We start from the raw sequence: 16,455 nt of genomic DNA on the forward strand, positions 1-16,455 counted from the left end.
AGATGCAAAACTACTGCCCAAAAATGTGAAATAAGTTCGAAAGAACGGCCTCCAAACCCATGCATCCTCGGCGGTGTTTCCCCGCTCCGCGACCAAGCTCTTTCCGGGGAAAGGTTTAAATCTCGGGGGCTTTAGATGAAAACGGTGATGCTCATGATTGAGGTTGGGGAATACAAGGTCAAGGAGGGCCTTTACTACACGAAGGACCACGAGTGGGTTCAGGTTCTTGAGGACGGAACCGTTCTCGTCGGAATAAGCGACTACGCCCAGAAGGAGCTTGGCGACCTCGCCTACGTCGAGCTCCCGGAGGTCGGGAAGGAGGTCAGCAAGGGCGAGGTCCTCTGTGAGCTGGAGAGCGTCAAGGCAGTCTCCGAGGTCTACGCTCCCGTCAGCGGCGAGGTTATCGAGGTCAACGGGGAGCTTGAGGACAGCCCCGAGCTCATCAACGAGGACCCCTACGAGAACTGGATCGCCAAGCTCAGGCCGAGCAACCTCGACGAGGAGCTCGGTGAGCTTATGGATGCCGAGGCCTACGCCGAGTATCTTGAGAGCCTTTGATGTGCTCCTCCAACTTTTCTCTTCCCCGCTCGGAACCCTTAAGTATCTGGGACGTCCACTGGTTTTCGGTGGTTCCCGTGAAGGTTCTCAAAGAGTGGGACGTTAAGGTGAGGCTCGTGAAAACTAAGCGCGGGGCGGTTCTCCACATGATCGAGCTTGAGCCGGGCCACTTCTACCTCGAACAGAACCCCTTAAAGGATTCAAAGTACGGTGTGGCCTACAGGAAAATAAAGGAGAATTTCCCCGAGTTCTACATGTTCTGGGAGATCAGGAACAACCGCTATACGGGGAAGCTCCTCGCGGAGCTGTTCCTTGAGAAGTCTGAGATAGACGAGTTCGTCGCGCTTCTGGCGAAGACCGAGGACTTCAGGAAGTTCGAGGAGGTACTCGAAGAGATTGAGGAGATGGAGGAGTGAGCTCAGTCTCTGACCCTCATCATTTTTGCCGCGCAGGGTGCGGTCTCAGATACCCTAGAGGTCTTCATCGCTCGTTCTATGGTCTAGGGGAGAGAGTTAAAAGCCTAGCGGCTCGGCCAGTATGCCCATCATCATCACGGTCAGCCACTCCAGGGCTCATCATCGCCAAGGAAGATTCGCTTCCGTGATTGAAAAACGTGCCGCAACTTCCGCCCCAGGGGTTACCGGGCAGTGGTTATGGTAGAAACATAGAAAGCGATGCCTACTAAAGCGTTCGAACCTGCTAATTAAAAGGAGCTAGATGAGTCTTTCAAGGGCCTTTCTCACTGCCTCAATGAATCTCTCTGCCTCGGAGACTATTTCGCCCGCGGTTTCTTCATCGATATCAAACACGACGCTGTAATCCGCCTTGCTCCGCATGTCGAAAGCGTACTTGAATGCCTTGGCGTAGGTTTCCTCTAGGTATCCTTCTTTAACGAACTCCAGACCCAGTATTTTAAGAACTCCCGCGTGCTTCTTGGGGTTGTAGTTCTTGGACAGAAGAAGCGCCTTTGCGGCGTGGAACATAGGGTAGTAGGCCCTGGAAACGGCGCCCCTGTAATACCCGTTCTCAAGTAGGAGCCGTGCCTCGTTCAGGTTTTCCTCAGAGAGTTCCAGGTTTCTGCGAATCTCATCCAATCGGGATCCCCTCTCTCAGCACGGTTCGGTGGAAAGAGCTTTCTCTGAGTTTATCGAACTCATCGGGGCTTTCAACGATGGCAGATATCAGCTCCCCGGTTTCCATAAGGACTTCCCACGTCAGGTCAGAAATATCCCTCTGACTTACGTCCCTGGCTACTACAAGGATGTCCACATCACTGTCCTCCTCGTACTTTCCCCGGGCAACGGAACCAAAAAGGATGACCCTCTCCACCTTATCCCCGTACCTCTCTCGCAGTAGCCTCACGAAGTACTCAGCCGAAGCCCTTTTGTCCATGTTGGACAATTAGAAGCTTCACCTAAAAATCCTTTCGATGAATAGAAAAAGAGAGACAATCAGGCGTTTGCCTTTTCCTGCCTCTTCTTCGTGAGATACTCGTGGATGGCCTTTGCGGCCAGCCTTCCGTCGCCCATGGCGAGGATGACGGTGGCCTCACCCCTTATTGCATCTCCGCCGGCGAAAACTCCCGGAATGCTGGTCATGAGGTTCTCGTCAACCACTATCCTTCCGCGCTCGACCTTTAAGCCCGGAGTGCTGACTATGAGCCTGTTCGGGTGCTTTCCGATGGCTATGACCACCGTCTCGGCCTCTATCGTTATGTACTCGCCGGTTCCGACTATCTTTCTCTTGCCCCTGCTGTCCTGCTCCTCAAGCGGGCGCATCTTCTCGAACTTAACGGCCTTGAGGTTGCCCTTCCCATCCCCGATGAATTCAACGGGGTTCAGGAAGAACTCGAACTTTATGCCCTCCTCCTTGGCGTGCTCCACTTCCTCAATCCTGGCCGAAACGTCCTCTTCTCCCCTGCGGTAGGCAACTATGACCTCGGCTCCAAAGCGCCTCGCCGAGCGTGCCGCGTCCATGGCCGTGTTCCCCGCACCGATGACTATAACGCGCTTCCCGACCTTGACTGGGGTGTCGTACTCGGGGAACTTGTAGGCCTTCATGAGGTTGACCCTCGTCAGGAACTCGTTGGCAGTGTAGATTCCGTTGAGGTTTATTCCTGGAGCATTGATGAGCTTGGGCGTTCCCGCACCGGAGCCTATGAAGACCGCGTCGTATTCCTCCAGGAGTTCCTCGATGGTGACGGTCTTTCCAACTATGTGGTCGGTGAGTATCTTAACGCCGAGCTTCCTGAGCTTGTCGATCTCGCTCTCGACGATGCTCTTCGGCAGCCTGAACTCGGGGATGCCGTACATGAGCACTCCGCCCGCCTCGTGGAGGGCCTCGTAAATCGTAACATCGTAGCCGAGCTTCGCCAGCTCCCCGGCGGCGGTAAGGCCCGCCGGACCTGCGCCGATGATTGCAACGCGCTGTCCCTTCTTCTCTATCCTCGGCACCATCTCGAAGAGGAGCTCCTCGTCTATGCCCCTCTCGCGCGCGTAGTCAGCCACAAACCTCTCAAGCTTGCCTATGTTGATCTTGTCGCCGACCCTGCCCATGACGCAGTTCATCTCACACTGATCCTCCTGCGGGCAGACGCGCCCGGTGGTGGCCGGCAGGGAGTTGCAGGCCCAGATGACGCTGAGGGCCTCTTTCACAGCCCTGTCGGGATCGTCGCGGTACTCCACGAGCTTGCTTATGAAGCCCGGAATGTCAATGTGAACGGGACAGCCCTTTATACAGGGCGCGTAGTCGTAGGGACACTGCAGGCAGCGCTCGGCTTCCTTCACGGCCAGCTCAAAGTTGTATCCGAGGTTGACTTCAACGAAACTCTTAACGCGCTCCTCAACCGGCCTCTCCGGCGTCGGAACGCGCTCCTTGATGAGCTTCCTCTTGACGGCCATCACTGCTCACCTCCCTGGAGGGCCTTCATGTAGTCCATGAACGCCTTCATCTCCAGGTCCGTGTAGTAGCCGCTCCTCGCTATCAGCTCGTCCCAGGCGACCTTGTAGGCGTCGAACTCCGGCCCGTCTAGGCAGGCAAACCTGACCTCGCCGCCAACGGTTACACGGCAGGCGCCGCACATGCCGGTTCCATCGACCATTATCGGGTGCAGGTCTGCCTTCATCGGGACTCCAAACTCCTTGACGACCTGGAACACCGCCTTCTGGTCTCCCGTGGGGCCGACCATGAAGACGAGGTCGAAGTGCTCCTTTTCGAGAAGCTCCCGCACCTTCTCGGTGAGCCTCCTGGTGACGTTCTTCATGTTGGCCGGGAAGTCGAGGTTGGGGTCTATCGGGACGGTCTCAAGTATGTGCCTTCCGACGGCCTTCTCCATCTCGTCCTTGAGGACGACCATCGGCTCGAACGTGACGTGGAGCGTCGTGACGTCGTTTCCAAGCTCCTGCCAGGCCTTGGCTATCGGGTACACCTCGACTATTCCGGTGTAGGCACCGATGGCGAGTATTTTTCCAAACTTCTTCATCTCCGCCGGGTTCCCAAGCGGGCCGGCTATGTTGGGTATCTCGTCGCCCTCCCGGAGCTCGGCCGCCATCCTTGCGGTGGTCTTTCCGCGGGTGAACACTATGAGGACTATCCAGCCCTCCTCGGGACTCCACATGACCGGCGTGAGGGGGATCCTCTCACCGTTCCTGAATGCCCTGACTATGACGAACTGGCCGGGCTGAACCTTCCTGGCCACGTGGGGGGCGTGAATCTTGAACCATGTGTTTCTCATGGCGATTTCTTTCTTCTCCAGGATCTTATACACAATGAACACCTCCGTACACGGGTTCAAAGTTGGTCATCTAAAGGTTCACAACCTTGAGTGCTTATAAATCTGTTGTTAACCTTTGGTTCAATACTGTGAAGGTATTTTGACACAACAGGGATTTTTGTGAAAAATGTTCAGAAAAACGCCAGAATCAGAGCTTTCTGAGGAAGGTTATGTAACCGGTGTGGGCCAGCATCGTTGTCTTCGGCCTCATGCACTCTTTCTTTACCTCGTGCTCCCTGACGAGAACCTCAACGACCCTCGGCCTGTAGAAGTGCTCCCTGTACTCCTGAAACGCTTGGAAGAAGCGGTGCACCTGGTTCATGCACGGCGTGTAGGCCACAAAGTAGCCCCCGGGCCGGAGCACCTCGACTGCATGGGGAAGGACGTTCTCGGGCTGGGGCAGGTCGAGGACGATGTGATCGGCGTAGTCCTCATCAATGCCGTCGTAGATGTTCTTGAGCTTTATCGTGACCCTGTCGGCGAAGCCCGCCATCTCGACGTTCTTCCTGGCTATCTCCGCGAAGTCCTCCCTGACCTCGTAGCTTATGACCCTCCCCTGGGGCCCGACTATGTTCGCGAGAAATATCGTGAGCGCACCGCTTCCAACGCCGGCCTCTATGACGGTGTCCCCCGGAGAGATGCCGGCGTAGGCGATTATTATTCCAGCGTCCTTGGGGTGGACGATTTGAGGGCCGCGCCGCATCTTCGATATGATGTTATTGATGTCCGGTTTCAGAACGCGGAACTCCTCTCCCTTATGACTGGTTATCGAGGTTCCATATTCTTCTCCGATGAGTTCGCCGAGGTTGATTATACCCAGATCGGTATGAAACTCCCTATCGGAGACCGTCACGAGGTATTTCTTTCCCCTTCTATCGATGAGGAGAACCCTATCTCCCTCCCGAATCAAGCGCCTCACCGCCCTTTTTTACAGTCACTCCTTCGTTCGACAACTGAAAAACCATCGATGCCATCTCCTCCAGCATGGCCAGGTGAGCCCTGCTGACCACATCCACGTTGAGAAGGTGTATGCTGACCCAGTCCTCCATGGGGATGGTGCTTATCCCCGTTATTATGGCATTCATCGCCTCGTCGCCGCCGAAATGGACGTAGTATGAGAGCCCGAATGTTATGAAGTATTCCGGCTTCGTCGGGGAGTGCGTCATCCTGTTGACCACAGTGTGATAGTTCTTGAGGAAGCTGTGGGAGTCGTAGACCGGGACGACCTCCTCTATGACCTCCCCGTAGCTGGCAGAGCCAGGGCCTATCTTGACGACCTTTATCTTCTTTATCAGTTCGATTATATCTGAATACTCCTTTCCGGAAACCCTGCGTATGTAGTTCCTGAACATGAGGTCGCCTATACCGAAGAAATCCCCTATTACAACCTCCCCCCTCTCGATGAGACGGGGTATCAGGTATCCCCATGAGAACTCCTCGAACGGATAAGTTGGCCGGTACTCGATGAGAACTGTGTCTCCCCTCTCAGCCCTTCCGAAGAGGTACTTTTCAAGGACAGAGGTCTCCATGGGCTCTCACCAAAAGGGTTTTTAACCGCTCCTCTTTTAAACCTTGTTAGGTGGAAGGGATGAAGCGCTTCGTAGTGTGGCCCAGCGAGCTGGATTCCAGACTCAGCAGACGATACGGGCGGATGATAGGAAGGGAATTCGCGGTTGAAGGTCCGAAGATTGACGAGATAGCCGACGCCGCCAGGGCACTGGGTATGAGGATAGTCGAGATCGACGAGTCAAAGCTCAACCCACGTCTGGCCGGCCTCGATGAGGAGTACCGCATCAGGGGAATGCTCCGCATCGAGAGCAAACATCCGAAGGGGAAGAGCCTCAGAATGCTGGGGCAGAAGATCAGGGAAATCAGGAAAATCCAGGCTAAAGCCAAAGGCAAGAAGAAGCACAAATCCAGGAAGAAAAAGAGGTGATCACTCCTCCTCTTCCATCTCCACGACTATTGCGGTAGTAGTGTCTATAACGCCGTCGATGTTGTGTATGTCGTGGAGTATCTTTCTGGTAAGTTCTCCGAGATCCTTGGCCTCGATGTGGACTATCGCGTCGTAGGGGCCGGTGACGGCGTCCGCCCTCGTAACGCCCGGGATCTGCTTGAGGGCGTCTATAACGCTTTCGACCTTCCCAATCTCCACAGTCAATAAAACGTACGACCTAACCATTTTCCACCACTGCTGAAAGGCTTTACGTCTTTATCTAGCCGGCCATCTCATTTAAGCTTTTCGTAGGGGCCTTCTGGTAGGTTTTCAAGCTGAAACCAAAAACCTATAAAGTGCCCTTCGGAGTTTTCGTGATTGGTATGAGGGTCGAAGAACTCCCGGTTGACGAACGCGTGAAAAGGGTCATCATTGAGAGGGGCATAGAGGGGCTGTATCCTCCCCAGGCAGAGGCTCTGAAGAGCGGGGTTCTTGAGGGAAGGAACCTGGTTCTTGCCATCCCGACCGCGAGCGGAAAAACCCTCGTCAGCGAGATAGTCATGGTCAACAGGCTCCTCCGTGAGGGAGGAAAGGCGGTATACCTGGTTCCGCTCAAGGCCCTCGCCGAGGAGAAGTACCGGGAGTTCAAGGCGTGGGAGGTTCTGGGCCTTCGCGTCGCGGCCACCACCGGTGACTACGACTCAACCGATGAGTGGCTTGGAAGGTACGATATAATCATTGCCACCTCCGAGAAGTTCGACTCCCTTTTGAGGCACGGCTCGAACTGGATAAGGGACGTCAGGCTCGTCGTTGCCGACGAGGTTCACCTCATAGGCTCCTACGACAGGGGAGCGACGCTGGAGATGATCCTCAGCCACATGCTCGGTAAAGCCCAGATCCTGGCTCTGAGCGCCACGGTGGGAAACGCCGAAGAGCTCGCCGAGTGGCTCGATGCCGCTTTAGTCGTGAGTGACTGGCGGCCGGTCGAGCTGAGAAGGGGCGTTTTTCACCTTGGAGAGCTAATCTGGGAGGACGGAGGGAGAGAGCACTACCCGGAGAACTGGGAATCCCTTGCGGTTGATGCTGTCAAGAGGGGAAAGCAGGCGCTTGTGTTCGTCAACACCCGCCGCTCGGCGGAAAAGGAGGCCGTCTCGCTGTCCTCCAAGATAGCCAGACTCCTCACGAAACCCGAAACAAGGCAGCTTAAGGAGCTGGCGGATTCCCTTGAGGAAAATCCGACCAACGAGAAGCTCAAAAAGGCCATCAGGGGCGGCGTGGCCTTTCATCATGCCGGCCTGAGCAGAACCGAGAGGACGATGATAGAGGATGCCTTCCGTGAGGGCTTGATTAAAGTAATAACTGCGACACCAACCCTCAGCGCCGGAATAAACCTCCCCGCGTTCCGCGTCATTATAAGGGACACCAAGCGCTACGCCGGTTTTGGCTGGACAGATATTCCTGTCCTCGAAATCCAGCAGATGATGGGGCGCGCCGGGAGGCCGAAGTACGACAGGGTTGGCGAGGCCATAGTGGTCGCCAGAACCGAAGACCCAAAGAAGCTGATGGAGAAGTACATCCATGGAAAACCGGAGAAGCTGTTCTCGATGCTCGCCAACGAACAGGCCTTCAGGAGCCAGGTCCTTGCCCTGATAACGAACTTCGGCGTTTCAAACTTCAGGGAGCTGATAGGCTTCCTTGAAAAGACCTTCTATTTCCACCAGAGGAAGGACACCAGCTCGATAGAGTACAAGGCAAAGGACATTGTCTATTTCCTCATCGAAAACGAGTTCGTGGACATGGACATGAACGACCGCTTCATAGCCCTTCCCTTCGGAAAGCGCACGTCCCAGCTCTACATCGACCCGCTGACTGCCAAGAAGTTCAGGGATGCCTTCCCGAAGCTTGAGAGGAACCCCAACCCCTTCGGAATCTTCCAGCTGATAGCCTCGACGCCGGACATGGCAACGCTGAACGCCCGGAGGCGGGAGATGGAGGACTACCTCGACCTGGCCTACGAGTTCGAGGAGAAGCTGTACACGAATATCCCCTACTATGAGGACTCGCGCTTCCAGGGCTTCCTCAGCCAGGTGAAGACGGCTAAGGTTCTCCTCGACTGGATAAACGAGGTTCCCGAGGCAAGGATATACGAGACATATGGCATAGACCCCGGCGATCTCTACAGAATTCTGGAACTGGCGGACTGGCTCATGTACTCCCTCATAGAACTCTACAAGCTCTTCGATCCGGAGAAGGATGTGCTGGGTTATCTGAGAGACCTGCACCTCAGGCTGAGGCATGGGGTTAGGGAGGAGCTTCTCGAACTGGTCAGACTGCCCAACATCGGAAGAAAGAGGGCCAGGGCACTTTACAACGCGGGCTTCAAGAGCCAGGAGGATATAATGCGCGCCAAGGTGAGGGAGCTCCTGGAGGTAGAGGGGATTGGAATGAAGGTTATCGAGGGCCTGTTCAGACACTTTGGCGTGGAACTCCCCAAGGATGCTAAAAGAGCCTCCAAAAAAGCGGAACGGGTTCGGAAGGGGACCCTCGACGACTTTCTTAAGTGAAGGTCAAAGCTTTTAAATCCCGCCCTTTTACTCTGGCGTGGGCACTATGATAATCATCGTGACTGGAATGCCCGGTTCAGGAAAGAGCAAAATCGTTAAGGAGTTCGAGAGGAGGGGTTTTCCGAGCGTTTCTATGGGGGACGTCGTGAGGGAAGAGACGGCAAAGCGCGGTCTGGAGCTGACCAAGGAAAACGTCGCCAAGGTTAGCATCCGTCTGAGACAGGAACTCGGACAGAACGCGGTTGCAAAGCTGGCGGTCGAGAGGGTGAAGCACCTCCTCGGACGCAGCAGGGTCGTCGTTATAGACGGCGTCCGCTCCCTCGACGAGGTGGGCACTTTCCGGAGCGCCTTTCCCGGTGAGGAGATAGTGATAGTCGCGGTTCACACGCCGCCCTACACCCGCTTCGAGAGGCTTAAGGCCCGTGGAAGGCACGACGACCCGAAGACCTGGGAGGACTTCGAGGAGCGCGACTGGAAGGAGCTGAAGTTCGGCATAGGCAACGTCATAGCAATGGCCGATCACATGATAGTGAACGATGGGACGAAGGACGAGTACGATAAAAGGGTAAAAGAGCTGGTTGACAGGATTCTAACCAAGCATTGAGTCCAGGAAGAGCATCACGTAGAAGCCCAGGAAGAATCCAAGGGTTATTAGGGTCTCGCTCTTCTCTCCCCTGTATATCTCGGGTATCATCTCCTTCACGGTCACGTAGAGCATCGCTCCGCCCGCCAGGCCGAGGCCATACGGTAAAAGCCAGGCGAAGAGGCTGAAGAAATACGCCCCGAGGAGCACCATGGCCATTTCGGCGAAGCCGCTCAGCACGCCCATCGCTATCGGCTGGAGGCGCTTCTTCTGTATCGCCGCCAAGGGCAGAGAAACGACTGTGCCCTCCGGGAAGTCCTGAATCCCGATGGCCAGGGTGGTTACGAGACCGACCTCAAGGTTGTAGACCAGGGATGTTCCAACTGCCAGGCCCTCCGGCAGGTTGTGGATTATCACCGCTATGACGAGGAGCCAGACCTTTCTCAGCTTGTCCTTCATAGATTTCGGGCCCTCGTAACCCCGGACTAGGTGTTCGTGCGGGAGAAAGCGGTCTATGGCATAGATGAGCAGCACCCCGAGGGCTATTCCGACCCCCGCGGGTGCAAATGAGCCGGTGCTCTCTATCGCTGGCAGGATGAGGGAGGTGAAGCTCGCCACTATCATAACTCCAGCGGCAAAGCTGAGGGCAAAGTCAACGCCCCCCTCCGGGAGGCTCTTGGAGAATATCGCCACCATGGCACCGAGTGAGGTCATGAGGGCGACGAAAAGTCCGGCATAGAATGCAACCCACATGATTTCGCCGTTTGAGATTACCATTATCCATCTGGCCAGGTCGGTAACGAAGTTCTCTAACACTATTAGGCCACCCTAACTATTTGGGTGGTTGGGTTTATAAGCCTTCCCGCGAGCTTCTTCTGGGTGGGAAAATGGAGCTCTTTGAGGAAGTTGAGGTCGAAGCTTACGTTTATCCAACGGAGGACATCGAGAAGGTCCGGAGGGCGATGCTGAATTTGATTCCGGGGCTTGAGTTTGAGGCCTTTGACAGGGGCGATTACATCATCCTGACTGGCAAGACAAGAAGCAGAAAGGCCCTGAGCAGGCTATACGAGCTCTTCCGCGGGCAGGCGATACTCGACACAGCCAGGAGTTTTCTTGAGGAGGGCTACTTCGGTGAGGAGATAATCGTGAAGGTGAACAAGCAGGCCGCCTACGCGGGCGTCGTCAACTTCAACGAAGAGTCGCCCCTGGGCCCGATAACGATAATCATAAGGACGAAAGACCCTCAGAAGCTCATGAAGTGGCTCGCGCCGAGGACGAAGGACGGCGTGCCTATAGAGTAAAAAAAGAAAGCTCATTCGGCGGCTTTCTTTTTCTTTCTCCTGCCCCAGCTGACCTGTGCCGTGAGTATTCTCTCCGTGGAGAACAGCCATGCCGTTGCGTATAGTATGACACCCGCCAGCACCGCCAGGTAAACGGTGCTCATGATCAGCGGGGTGTAGTTGCTCAGGAGCACGTAGCGGTAGTCTATTACCGGATGCGTGAAGGGTATGGCCAGCAGGACGTACCTGAGGAGGGCTGGAAGGTCGTTGATGTCGGTGTACATCAGCAGGAAAGCCGGAAAAGCCAGAGGAAGAATCACCGCGCTGACAAGCGTTGTGGCGCTCTGGACGTCCTCGGCGAAGGTTGCCACTATCATTGCCAGGCTGAGGGCAATTATTATCGTCAGGAACACCACCAGGGCGAAGATAAGTGCCCCCGTTGGGGTAACTACCAGGCCCAGGTCTTCAAGGCTCACCCCGCCGGAGCCCAGGCCAAAGGAACTCATGTAGTAGCGCATGCCTATCATGTATGCTATAGCCGCAACGAGGCCCATCATGGCCGTTCCGAATATCTTCGCGGCAACTATCTTCGTCCTCGCCACGGGGAGGGTGAGGAGGGTTTCGAGGGTCTTGTTTTCCTTCTCGCTCGCTATCGCCCCGGCCGCCATCTGGGAGGTCACCATGACCATTATGAAGACTATGAGGGGTATCGTGAACGCCTGGGCTGCTATGACGGTCGAAACAGCGGTTGGGGAGATGTCCACAACACGGTTGTTTATGACAGACTTGCTCTCGGTTCTTATCGGCTGCAGTACTGCATCGGGGTTGCTCGCTCCGAGCTTCTTAACCTTTATCCGGGCTATTTCATCACTGAGTATCTCAAGGACGGCGTTTATCCTGCCCTCGCTGACGCTCTCCTTTATGCCGGTGCTTATGGTGGTGAAAATTCCGTATATCTCGACGGTGGCCGTCTCATTGGCCTGGAGCCTGGCCGTGAAGTCTGGAGGGATCACCACAAGAACGTTCTGCTCCTTTTGAATGGCCTGCTGGATTGCCTCATCAAGCGTCGTTGCGTTGACCACCGTTACCGTAACGTTGGGGGCGACCTCCAGGGCCTTTATCAGCAGGTTTCCGTAGGCACCTTCGTCGAAGTTGACTATCGTGACCTGCGTCTCCCCCTGTGCTTGCTCCATGCCTATATTCACGGCCTTCCCCATGAGGGGAAGCAGGATAAGGGGGACGACCACGAGACCGAAGACGAGCTTCCTGTCCCGGAAGAGGTTCCACAGCTCCTTTTTAGCCATCACCCAGAAGTCGCTCAAGCTCCCTCACCCCCTATCTGCTCGCCGATCTCTGCCCCCACGGCCCTCATGAAGACCTCCTCCAGGTTCTCTGCGTCGTACTTCTCCTTGAGCTCCTTTGGGGTTCCCACCTCGATGATTTCGCCCTTGTTTATCAGGGCGACCCTGTGGCAGAGGTACTCGACCTCAAGCATGTTGTGGCTTGAGATCAGGAAGGTGACACCTTCATTCCTGGCGAAGCGCCTTATCATCTGCCTTATCGCGTAGGCGTTGATTATGTCCAGCCCGCTGGCGGGTTCGTCCAGAATGGCCAGCTTCGGCCTCACCATCAGGGCCCTGGCTATGAGAAGCTTCCTTGTCATGCCCTTCGAGTAGGTTGCCACCTTGTCGTGCAGCCTGTCCCCAAGGCCGCTCAGTTCGACACCCAGCTCAAGCATCCTCCTCGCCTTCTCCTCGTCCTTGGCGTAGAGCCGCGCCATGAACTGGAGGTATTCGTAGCCCGTTAGGTTCTTATAAGCGCCGGCCTCCTCCGGCAGGTAGCTTATGAGCTCCCTGACTCTGTAGGCTTCCTTAACGACGTCGTGGCCAGCTATCTTTGCACCCCCTCCTGTAGGCTTGAGGAGCGTTGCAAGAATCTTCAGGGTGGTGCTCTTTCCGGCCCCGTTCGGGCCGATGAGTCCGAATATTTCACCCTCGCTGATGGAGAAGCTTATCCCTTTGAGGGCCTTTACCTTTCCGTAGTCCTTCTCCAGGTTCAGAACTTCAACCATGGGCATTTTCAGCCCTCCACGTCTTTTTAACCCTCCTCGTAGATAAAGATTTCTTCAATCCGCCTGTTGAAAAAGTGCGCTATCCTGAAGGCCAGCCTCAGCGATGGGTTGTACCTTCCCTTCTCGATGGCTATTATCGTCTGCCTCGTCACGCCGAGCGCTTTGGCAAGCTCTTCCTGTGTGAGGCCTTTCTCCTCCCTCAGCTCGCGGAGGCGGTTCTTCATCACATCACCTTCTCAAGGTAGACCTTTGACGCGACGAGGAGGATGAGGAACACTGCCACCGGAAAGAGGAGGAGCTTCGAGAGTAACACAGCGCTCTCGTAGTCCTTCGAGGCCAGCCATATCAGCTCGTACATAAAAGCCACGAAAAAGCCCACGGAGCCGTAATAAAAGGACCTCATCCTAATTAGCTCTACCCTCTCGTCGGTTACCTTCTCGGTGCCCCCGTTGTATGCCCTCTCAATGAGGTAAACGGACAACACCATGAGGGTAAATGCCGCCGAGGCCGCCAGCGGTTCCTTTGCGGTCATCGCGAGGTAGTTGGTGGAGAGGATCCCAACGAAGAGCACCGTGAAGATTATCCATCCGTATCTCATTCACATCACCCTCCCGTACCAGTACTGGGAGATGAGCAGTGCGAGGACACCGAGGGCGAGGGGGATGAGGAGCAGTGTCGCCGTTCCGGTGTTTCCGCTGGAGTACTGCCATAGATACTCGGCGAAGAGAACCGAGCTGATAACGGCAAAGGCGTTCCTCGTGCTCCTGGCGCTTATCAGCTCGGTTCTCTCGTCCTCTATTTTCTCCACCCTGGAGTCGTAGTACCAGTTCAGGGCGTAGGCCAAGAGGATGCCCGCAAGGAAGATACCCACCGCCGCTGAGGCTTTCCCTGATTTGGTGGAGTACGCCAGGCCGATAACAATCGCGGCAATTAAACCCGCGAGCAGGCCTTCGTAGCGGAGCTTCACTCAGATCACCCTCGCGTAATGGTGCTTCAGATACAGCTTAAGGATCGAGACCAGAACCATCAGGCCGAGGGCCAGGTAGTAGGCACTCCTCAGATCGGAGTTCCTCTCCGAGATGACCGACAGAGCCACGACCGCAAATGCCAGCGCCAGCACCAGCACTTGAAGGGTTCTTCTTGAGGCCATCTCCTCGATGCGGAGCGTTCTCTCGTCGCTTATTATCTCGCCGCGTTTTTTGAGCCAGTCGGCATAGAGGAACGAAACAGCTATTGCCGCCGCCAGAACTCCAAAAGCCAGTGCAGCGTTTCCCATCCACAGGGCAACGGCCAGTAACAAGGCCGTTGTGGTGGGAATTGCGTATCCAATGAGCCTCCACCTTTCCACGTTCACCACCATGTAAAGTTCACTTTACGTAAAGCTTCCTTTACATCCTTATAAGCCTTGCCCCTCAAAGTTTTTAAAGCGCCGGGAGGAACTCAAGACCGCGCGGGGGTAGCCGAGCCTGGCCAAAGGCGCGGGATTTAGGGTCCCGTCCCGCAGGGGTTCGCGGGTTCAAATCCCGTCCCCCGCACCATAACGAAAGACAAGGGGGCTTCGCCTCCTTATCTCTCTGTACTCTCAAACCCCCGTAGTGGGGCTTCGCCCCACGGAAGGAAACTTTGCCTGTGCAAAGTTTCATCAAAGTTCGTACGTGCTTTTCAAGTGCTGTAACTCTGGGGGCTTTCACTTCTAAAAGGGCTTTCATGCAAGGGTTTGCTTTTAACAGCGCCCGAAGGGCGCGGGGGAGGTAAATCCGGCCAAATATTGGCCATTTCCCCGGGAAAGCTCGCTAAAACTCTCTCCACTACAAAGCACATACAAACTGCTCCAAGACGATTAAATGGAGTCAGAACCATTTGGTCAAGCTTTGCGCAAGCAAAGCTTGCTCACGGCATTTTGAGCTCGCTTCTCACATCCTCGTCCATCAGGACGAAGAGAACCAGGGCTGAGAGGAGGGTTAGTGTTACCGCTGGAACGGAGAGTCCCACCATCACCCACAGGAGTCCGAAGAGCAGGTCGAGCAGGGCTATGTACGCCGCCAGGTCCACGATCGTCTCGTGGCCGACCCGAACCCCGTAGGCGAATAGGAGGTGTATGCTCCCGATTACAACGTACCCCGGAAAGGTGTACTTCTCCCCGAAACTCATCGCCGCTATCCCGTAGAAGAAGAGCGCCAGAAGAACGAAAAAGGAAACGATGAGGGGTTTAGGCCTCATCGCCCAGCTCCTCCACCGGGAGCTTCATCCTGGAGACGACGACCAGCGTCAGGATTCCAAGGAGCGGCATTATGGCAAGCTCCCCGAGGGCGAGGCCTATGCTCTGCCTTGCCAGTGCGTCGGTGAGTCCAGGGGCTATGACGTTGGCAGAGTTGGAGATGAGTCCAAGGGCAAAGCTGGCCTTCGGGAAGATGCTCTTGGGATAGGTTGCCGGGGCGCTGGTCCAGAATGCCGGCCCGGTTCCCTGAAGGGCTCCAATGAGGACGACTGAGGCGAGGGCCATGGTGTAGTCGCCGGCGAGCATCGCCTTTCCGTAGATGAGGAGACCGACGAACGCCACCGCATAGGAGAATATCATGACCTGGACGATGGCCTTGAAAAGCCCCCTGGCGCTCGGGTTCTTCCTGGATAGGAGGTACCCCACGTATCCCATGCCTATGCTCCAGAGTGCCTTTGATATGTTGAGGCTGGTGCTGAGGGTTGCCACGTGCTCCTTTGTCCAGCCGATTTCATAGCCCAGGGACGCCGAGAAGCCCACAATGGTGAATATGATCCACAGGGCCGGGAAGAACGTAAGACCGAGCACCCATGTGAAGGGCATCTTCCAGACGTTTATCCTTTCACTGCCCTCGGTTTTGTGGACTATCTCGAAGTCCTCGATGAAGAGCCACCAGATGGCGAGGACGGCGTACATTATGAGGACGGTAACCCAGAAGCCGCCCTTCCATCCAAAGGCTCCGACCGCGTACTTGGCGCTTATGCTCCCAAAGACGCCTCCCCAGAAGATGCCCGAGAGGATGATACCCTTGGCGAAGGGCCTCTCGGCAACGAAGAAGTGTGCTATCTGCGTGCTGAAGAGAGGCACGAGCGTGACGACGAAGCCCTGTATGAACCTGAGGAACACCACGACGTACCAGTTGGGGGCGATTGGAATGAGTGCCTGAGCTATGGCCGCCCAGCTGAGTGCTATGGCCACGCTTTTCTTAAAGCTGCCCTCATAGATTTTGGTGTGGCCAAGAAGGAACGCTATGAAGAGACCGAAGACATAGGCTATGTGCTGCCACTCGTAGGCGGCGCTGTCGATTCCAAAATGGGCCATGACATCGGGCTTTGCAACGGCCATCATGGTCAGGGTTCCAAAGCCGGCGGTCATGACCAGCGTGTCAAGCAGGACTGAACTCCACCGTTTGTCCATGGTTTATCCCTCCTAGAGCTTTCCGAGTATCATGAGAACACCGAAAACAATGAAAAGTGCTCCCGCGAACTTGTGGACAACATCAAGGGGCACCATGTCGCCGAGCCTGTCGCCGAGTAGTGCCCCGATGAGGTTTACCGCTGCGAGGCCAAGAATGGCCCCAATAAACGCCACTTTCCAGCCGTATTTGGCCGCAAAGGCCATGGTGGCAAGCTGGGTCTTGTCCCCCAGCTCCGCCAGAAAAATGGCAAAGAAGATGGCCAGGACACCGTCCAT

The 16,455-nt window shown here is 55.7% G+C and carries 23 protein-coding genes and 1 tRNA gene; 7 read left to right on the forward strand and 17 right to left on the reverse strand.

From position 1 onward, the window contains the following. The first annotated feature begins 153 nt into the window (after positions 1–153). Positions 154–558 (forward strand): glycine cleavage system protein GcvH, encoded by a 405-nt coding sequence (gene gcvH / locus ACZ5M3_RS07645; protein WP_464840822.1) that lies wholly within the window; start codon positions 154–156, stop codon positions 556–558. Positions 559–635: 77 nt separating this feature from the next. Next, positions 636–974, forward strand: a complete 339-nt coding sequence (locus ACZ5M3_RS07650) for a DUF7132 family protein (RefSeq protein WP_464840823.1) — start codon at positions 636–638, stop codon at positions 972–974. 297 nt (positions 975–1,271) lie between these two features. Here ACZ5M3_RS07650 and ACZ5M3_RS07655 read toward each other — a convergent pair whose 3' ends face one another. The 6 genes from ACZ5M3_RS07655 to ACZ5M3_RS07680 form a co-directional block, all read right to left on the reverse strand. Beyond that, complete coding sequence (locus tag ACZ5M3_RS07655) at positions 1,272–1,652, reverse strand: HEPN domain-containing protein (RefSeq protein WP_464839082.1); 381 nt, start codon at positions 1,650–1,652, stop codon at positions 1,272–1,274. Continuing rightward, complete coding sequence (locus ACZ5M3_RS07660; RefSeq protein ID WP_464839083.1) at positions 1,645–1,950, reverse strand: nucleotidyltransferase domain-containing protein; 306 nt, start codon at positions 1,948–1,950, stop codon at positions 1,645–1,647. The genes ACZ5M3_RS07655 and ACZ5M3_RS07660 overlap by 8 nt, the downstream gene beginning before the upstream one ends. Before the next feature lie 59 nt (positions 1,951–2,009). Further along, a complete protein-coding gene (gene gltA / locus ACZ5M3_RS07665; protein ID WP_464839084.1) occupies positions 2,010–3,458 on the reverse strand; it encodes an NADPH-dependent glutamate synthase in 1,449 nt (482 codons plus the stop codon). Beyond that, positions 3,458–4,324: a sulfide/dihydroorotate dehydrogenase-like FAD/NAD-binding protein gene (locus ACZ5M3_RS07670; protein ID WP_464839085.1), complete on the reverse strand. Its 867-nt coding sequence runs from the start codon at positions 4,322–4,324 to the stop codon at positions 3,458–3,460. Before ACZ5M3_RS07670 ends, gltA begins: the two co-directional genes overlap by 1 nt. Positions 4,325–4,478: 154 nt before the next feature. Then, positions 4,479–5,240 carry a tRNA (adenine-N1)-methyltransferase gene (locus tag ACZ5M3_RS07675; RefSeq protein WP_464839086.1) on the reverse strand — a complete coding sequence of 254 codons (762 nt, stop codon included), beginning with the start codon at positions 5,238–5,240 and terminating at the stop codon, positions 4,479–4,481. Next, positions 5,221–5,859 (reverse strand): DUF257 family protein, encoded by a 639-nt coding sequence (locus ACZ5M3_RS07680; protein ID WP_464839087.1) that lies wholly within the window; start codon positions 5,857–5,859, stop codon positions 5,221–5,223. The genes ACZ5M3_RS07675 and ACZ5M3_RS07680 overlap by 20 nt, the downstream gene beginning before the upstream one ends. Before the next feature lie 59 nt (positions 5,860–5,918). On the opposite strand from ACZ5M3_RS07680, the gene ACZ5M3_RS07685 reads away from it, so the two are divergent. Continuing rightward, entirely contained in the window at positions 5,919–6,266 is a 348-nt protein-coding gene (locus tag ACZ5M3_RS07685) for a signal recognition particle protein Srp19 (protein WP_464840824.1), read from the forward strand. Here the strand turns inward: ACZ5M3_RS07685 and ACZ5M3_RS07690 are convergent, their stop codons facing one another. After that, the gene (locus ACZ5M3_RS07690) at positions 6,267–6,512 is read right to left on the reverse strand and encodes an Lrp/AsnC family transcriptional regulator (protein WP_088180934.1); all 246 of its coding nucleotides are present in this window, start codon (positions 6,510–6,512) and stop codon (positions 6,267–6,269) included. Positions 6,513–6,649: 137 nt separating this feature from the next. On the opposite strand from ACZ5M3_RS07690, the gene ACZ5M3_RS07695 reads away from it, so the two are divergent. Both ACZ5M3_RS07695 and ACZ5M3_RS07700 read left to right on the forward strand, forming a co-directional pair. Next, a complete protein-coding gene (locus ACZ5M3_RS07695) occupies positions 6,650–8,830 on the forward strand; it encodes an ATP-dependent DNA helicase (RefSeq protein WP_464840825.1) in 2,181 nt (726 codons plus the stop codon). A 46-nt stretch (positions 8,831–8,876) separates the two neighbouring features. Then, a complete protein-coding gene (locus tag ACZ5M3_RS07700; protein WP_464840826.1) occupies positions 8,877–9,434 on the forward strand; it encodes a dephospho-CoA kinase in 558 nt (185 codons plus the stop codon). On the opposite strand, the gene ACZ5M3_RS07705 is transcribed toward ACZ5M3_RS07700, so the two are convergent. Further along, the gene (locus tag ACZ5M3_RS07705; RefSeq protein WP_464839088.1) at positions 9,420–10,229 is read right to left on the reverse strand and encodes a ZIP family metal transporter; all 810 of its coding nucleotides are present in this window, start codon (positions 10,227–10,229) and stop codon (positions 9,420–9,422) included. The genes ACZ5M3_RS07700 and ACZ5M3_RS07705 overlap by 15 nt on opposite strands. A 71-nt stretch (positions 10,230–10,300) precedes the next feature. Between ACZ5M3_RS07705 and ACZ5M3_RS07710 the strand changes: the two genes are divergently transcribed. Beyond that, positions 10,301–10,714 (forward strand): RNA-binding domain-containing protein, encoded by a 414-nt coding sequence (locus ACZ5M3_RS07710; RefSeq protein ID WP_464839089.1) that lies wholly within the window; start codon positions 10,301–10,303, stop codon positions 10,712–10,714. A gap of 11 nt (positions 10,715–10,725) precedes the next feature. On the opposite strand, the gene ACZ5M3_RS07715 is transcribed toward ACZ5M3_RS07710, so the two are convergent. Genes ACZ5M3_RS07715 through ACZ5M3_RS07740 form a run of 6 tightly spaced genes read right to left on the reverse strand, consistent with a single transcriptional unit; the run spans position 10,726 to position 14,118 of the window. Continuing rightward, the gene (locus tag ACZ5M3_RS07715; protein WP_464839090.1) at positions 10,726–12,015 is read right to left on the reverse strand and encodes an ABC transporter permease; all 1,290 of its coding nucleotides are present in this window, start codon (positions 12,013–12,015) and stop codon (positions 10,726–10,728) included. Beyond that, on the reverse strand, positions 12,012–12,770 hold the full coding sequence (locus ACZ5M3_RS07720) for an ABC transporter ATP-binding protein (RefSeq protein ID WP_464839091.1): 759 nt from the start codon (positions 12,768–12,770) through the stop codon (positions 12,012–12,014). The genes ACZ5M3_RS07715 and ACZ5M3_RS07720 overlap by 4 nt, the downstream gene beginning before the upstream one ends. A gap of 20 nt (positions 12,771–12,790) precedes the next feature. Then, on the reverse strand, positions 12,791–12,988 hold the full coding sequence (locus tag ACZ5M3_RS07725) for a helix-turn-helix transcriptional regulator (RefSeq protein WP_464839092.1): 198 nt from the start codon (positions 12,986–12,988) through the stop codon (positions 12,791–12,793). Continuing rightward, positions 12,988–13,362 (reverse strand): hypothetical protein, encoded by a 375-nt coding sequence (locus ACZ5M3_RS07730; RefSeq protein ID WP_464839093.1) that lies wholly within the window; start codon positions 13,360–13,362, stop codon positions 12,988–12,990. Before ACZ5M3_RS07730 ends, ACZ5M3_RS07725 begins: the two co-directional genes overlap by 1 nt. Further along, positions 13,363–13,731, reverse strand: coding sequence for a DUF2178 domain-containing protein (locus ACZ5M3_RS07735; protein WP_464839094.1), 369 nt, complete (start codon positions 13,729–13,731; stop codon positions 13,363–13,365). After that, positions 13,732–14,118 carry a DUF2178 domain-containing protein gene (locus ACZ5M3_RS07740; protein ID WP_464839095.1) on the reverse strand — a complete coding sequence of 129 codons (387 nt, stop codon included), beginning with the start codon at positions 14,116–14,118 and terminating at the stop codon, positions 13,732–13,734. A 96-nt stretch (positions 14,119–14,214) separates the two neighbouring features. Here ACZ5M3_RS07740 and ACZ5M3_RS07745 point away from each other — a divergent pair. Then, positions 14,215–14,302: transfer RNA gene (locus tag ACZ5M3_RS07745), tRNA-Leu, on the forward strand. A 352-nt stretch (positions 14,303–14,654) separates the two neighbouring features. Here ACZ5M3_RS07745 and ACZ5M3_RS07750 read toward each other — a convergent pair. Genes ACZ5M3_RS07750 through ACZ5M3_RS07760 form a run of 3 tightly spaced genes read right to left on the reverse strand, consistent with a single transcriptional unit; the run spans position 14,655 to position 16,455 of the window. After that, positions 14,655–14,984 carry a hypothetical protein gene (locus ACZ5M3_RS07750; RefSeq protein ID WP_464839096.1) on the reverse strand — a complete coding sequence of 110 codons (330 nt, stop codon included), beginning with the start codon at positions 14,982–14,984 and terminating at the stop codon, positions 14,655–14,657. Continuing rightward, the gene (locus tag ACZ5M3_RS07755) at positions 14,974–16,179 is read right to left on the reverse strand and encodes an MFS transporter (RefSeq protein ID WP_464839097.1); all 1,206 of its coding nucleotides are present in this window, start codon (positions 16,177–16,179) and stop codon (positions 14,974–14,976) included. Before ACZ5M3_RS07755 ends, ACZ5M3_RS07750 begins: the two co-directional genes overlap by 11 nt. Before the next feature lie 12 nt (positions 16,180–16,191). Next, the gene (locus ACZ5M3_RS07760) at positions 16,192–16,455 is read right to left on the reverse strand and encodes a TMEM165/GDT1 family protein (protein WP_464839098.1); all 264 of its coding nucleotides are present in this window, start codon (positions 16,453–16,455) and stop codon (positions 16,192–16,194) included.

The sequence above is a fragment of the Thermococcus coalescens genome, assembly GCF_055392585.1.

What these genes read in the sequence shown, in the direction of transcription:
- ACZ5M3_RS07690 (WP_088180934.1), bottom strand. Translation starts at nt 6,512, where the DNA reads ATGGTTAGGTCGTACGTTTTATTGACTGTGGAGATTGGGAAGGTCGAA.
- gcvH (WP_464840822.1), top strand. Translation starts at nt 154, where the DNA reads ATGATTGAGGTTGGGGAATACAAGGTCAAGGAGGGCCTTTACTACACG.
- ACZ5M3_RS07695 (WP_464840825.1), top strand. Translation starts at nt 6,650, where the DNA reads ATGAGGGTCGAAGAACTCCCGGTTGACGAACGCGTGAAAAGGGTCATC.
- ACZ5M3_RS07685 (WP_464840824.1), top strand. Translation starts at nt 5,919, where the DNA reads ATGAAGCGCTTCGTAGTGTGGCCCAGCGAGCTGGATTCCAGACTCAGC.
- ACZ5M3_RS07730 (WP_464839093.1), bottom strand. Translation starts at nt 13,362, where the DNA reads ATGAGATACGGATGGATAATCTTCACGGTGCTCTTCGTTGGGATCCTC.
- ACZ5M3_RS07660 (WP_464839083.1), bottom strand. Translation starts at nt 1,950, where the DNA reads ATGGACAAAAGGGCTTCGGCTGAGTACTTCGTGAGGCTACTGCGAGAG.
- gltA (WP_464839084.1), bottom strand. Translation starts at nt 3,458, where the DNA reads ATGGCCGTCAAGAGGAAGCTCATCAAGGAGCGCGTTCCGACGCCGGAG.
- ACZ5M3_RS07760 (WP_464839098.1), bottom strand. Translation starts at nt 16,455, where the DNA reads ATGGACGGTGTCCTGGCCATCTTCTTTGCCATTTTTCTGGCGGAGCTG.
- ACZ5M3_RS07750 (WP_464839096.1), bottom strand. Translation starts at nt 14,984, where the DNA reads ATGAGGCCTAAACCCCTCATCGTTTCCTTTTTCGTTCTTCTGGCGCTC.
- ACZ5M3_RS07700 (WP_464840826.1), top strand. Translation starts at nt 8,877, where the DNA reads ATGATAATCATCGTGACTGGAATGCCCGGTTCAGGAAAGAGCAAAATC.
- ACZ5M3_RS07680 (WP_464839087.1), bottom strand. Translation starts at nt 5,859, where the DNA reads ATGGAGACCTCTGTCCTTGAAAAGTACCTCTTCGGAAGGGCTGAGAGG.
- ACZ5M3_RS07755 (WP_464839097.1), bottom strand. Translation starts at nt 16,179, where the DNA reads ATGGACAAACGGTGGAGTTCAGTCCTGCTTGACACGCTGGTCATGACC.
- ACZ5M3_RS07725 (WP_464839092.1), bottom strand. Translation starts at nt 12,988, where the DNA reads ATGAAGAACCGCCTCCGCGAGCTGAGGGAGGAGAAAGGCCTCACACAG.
- ACZ5M3_RS07720 (WP_464839091.1), bottom strand. Translation starts at nt 12,770, where the DNA reads ATGCCCATGGTTGAAGTTCTGAACCTGGAGAAGGACTACGGAAAGGTA.
- ACZ5M3_RS07710 (WP_464839089.1), top strand. Translation starts at nt 10,301, where the DNA reads ATGGAGCTCTTTGAGGAAGTTGAGGTCGAAGCTTACGTTTATCCAACG.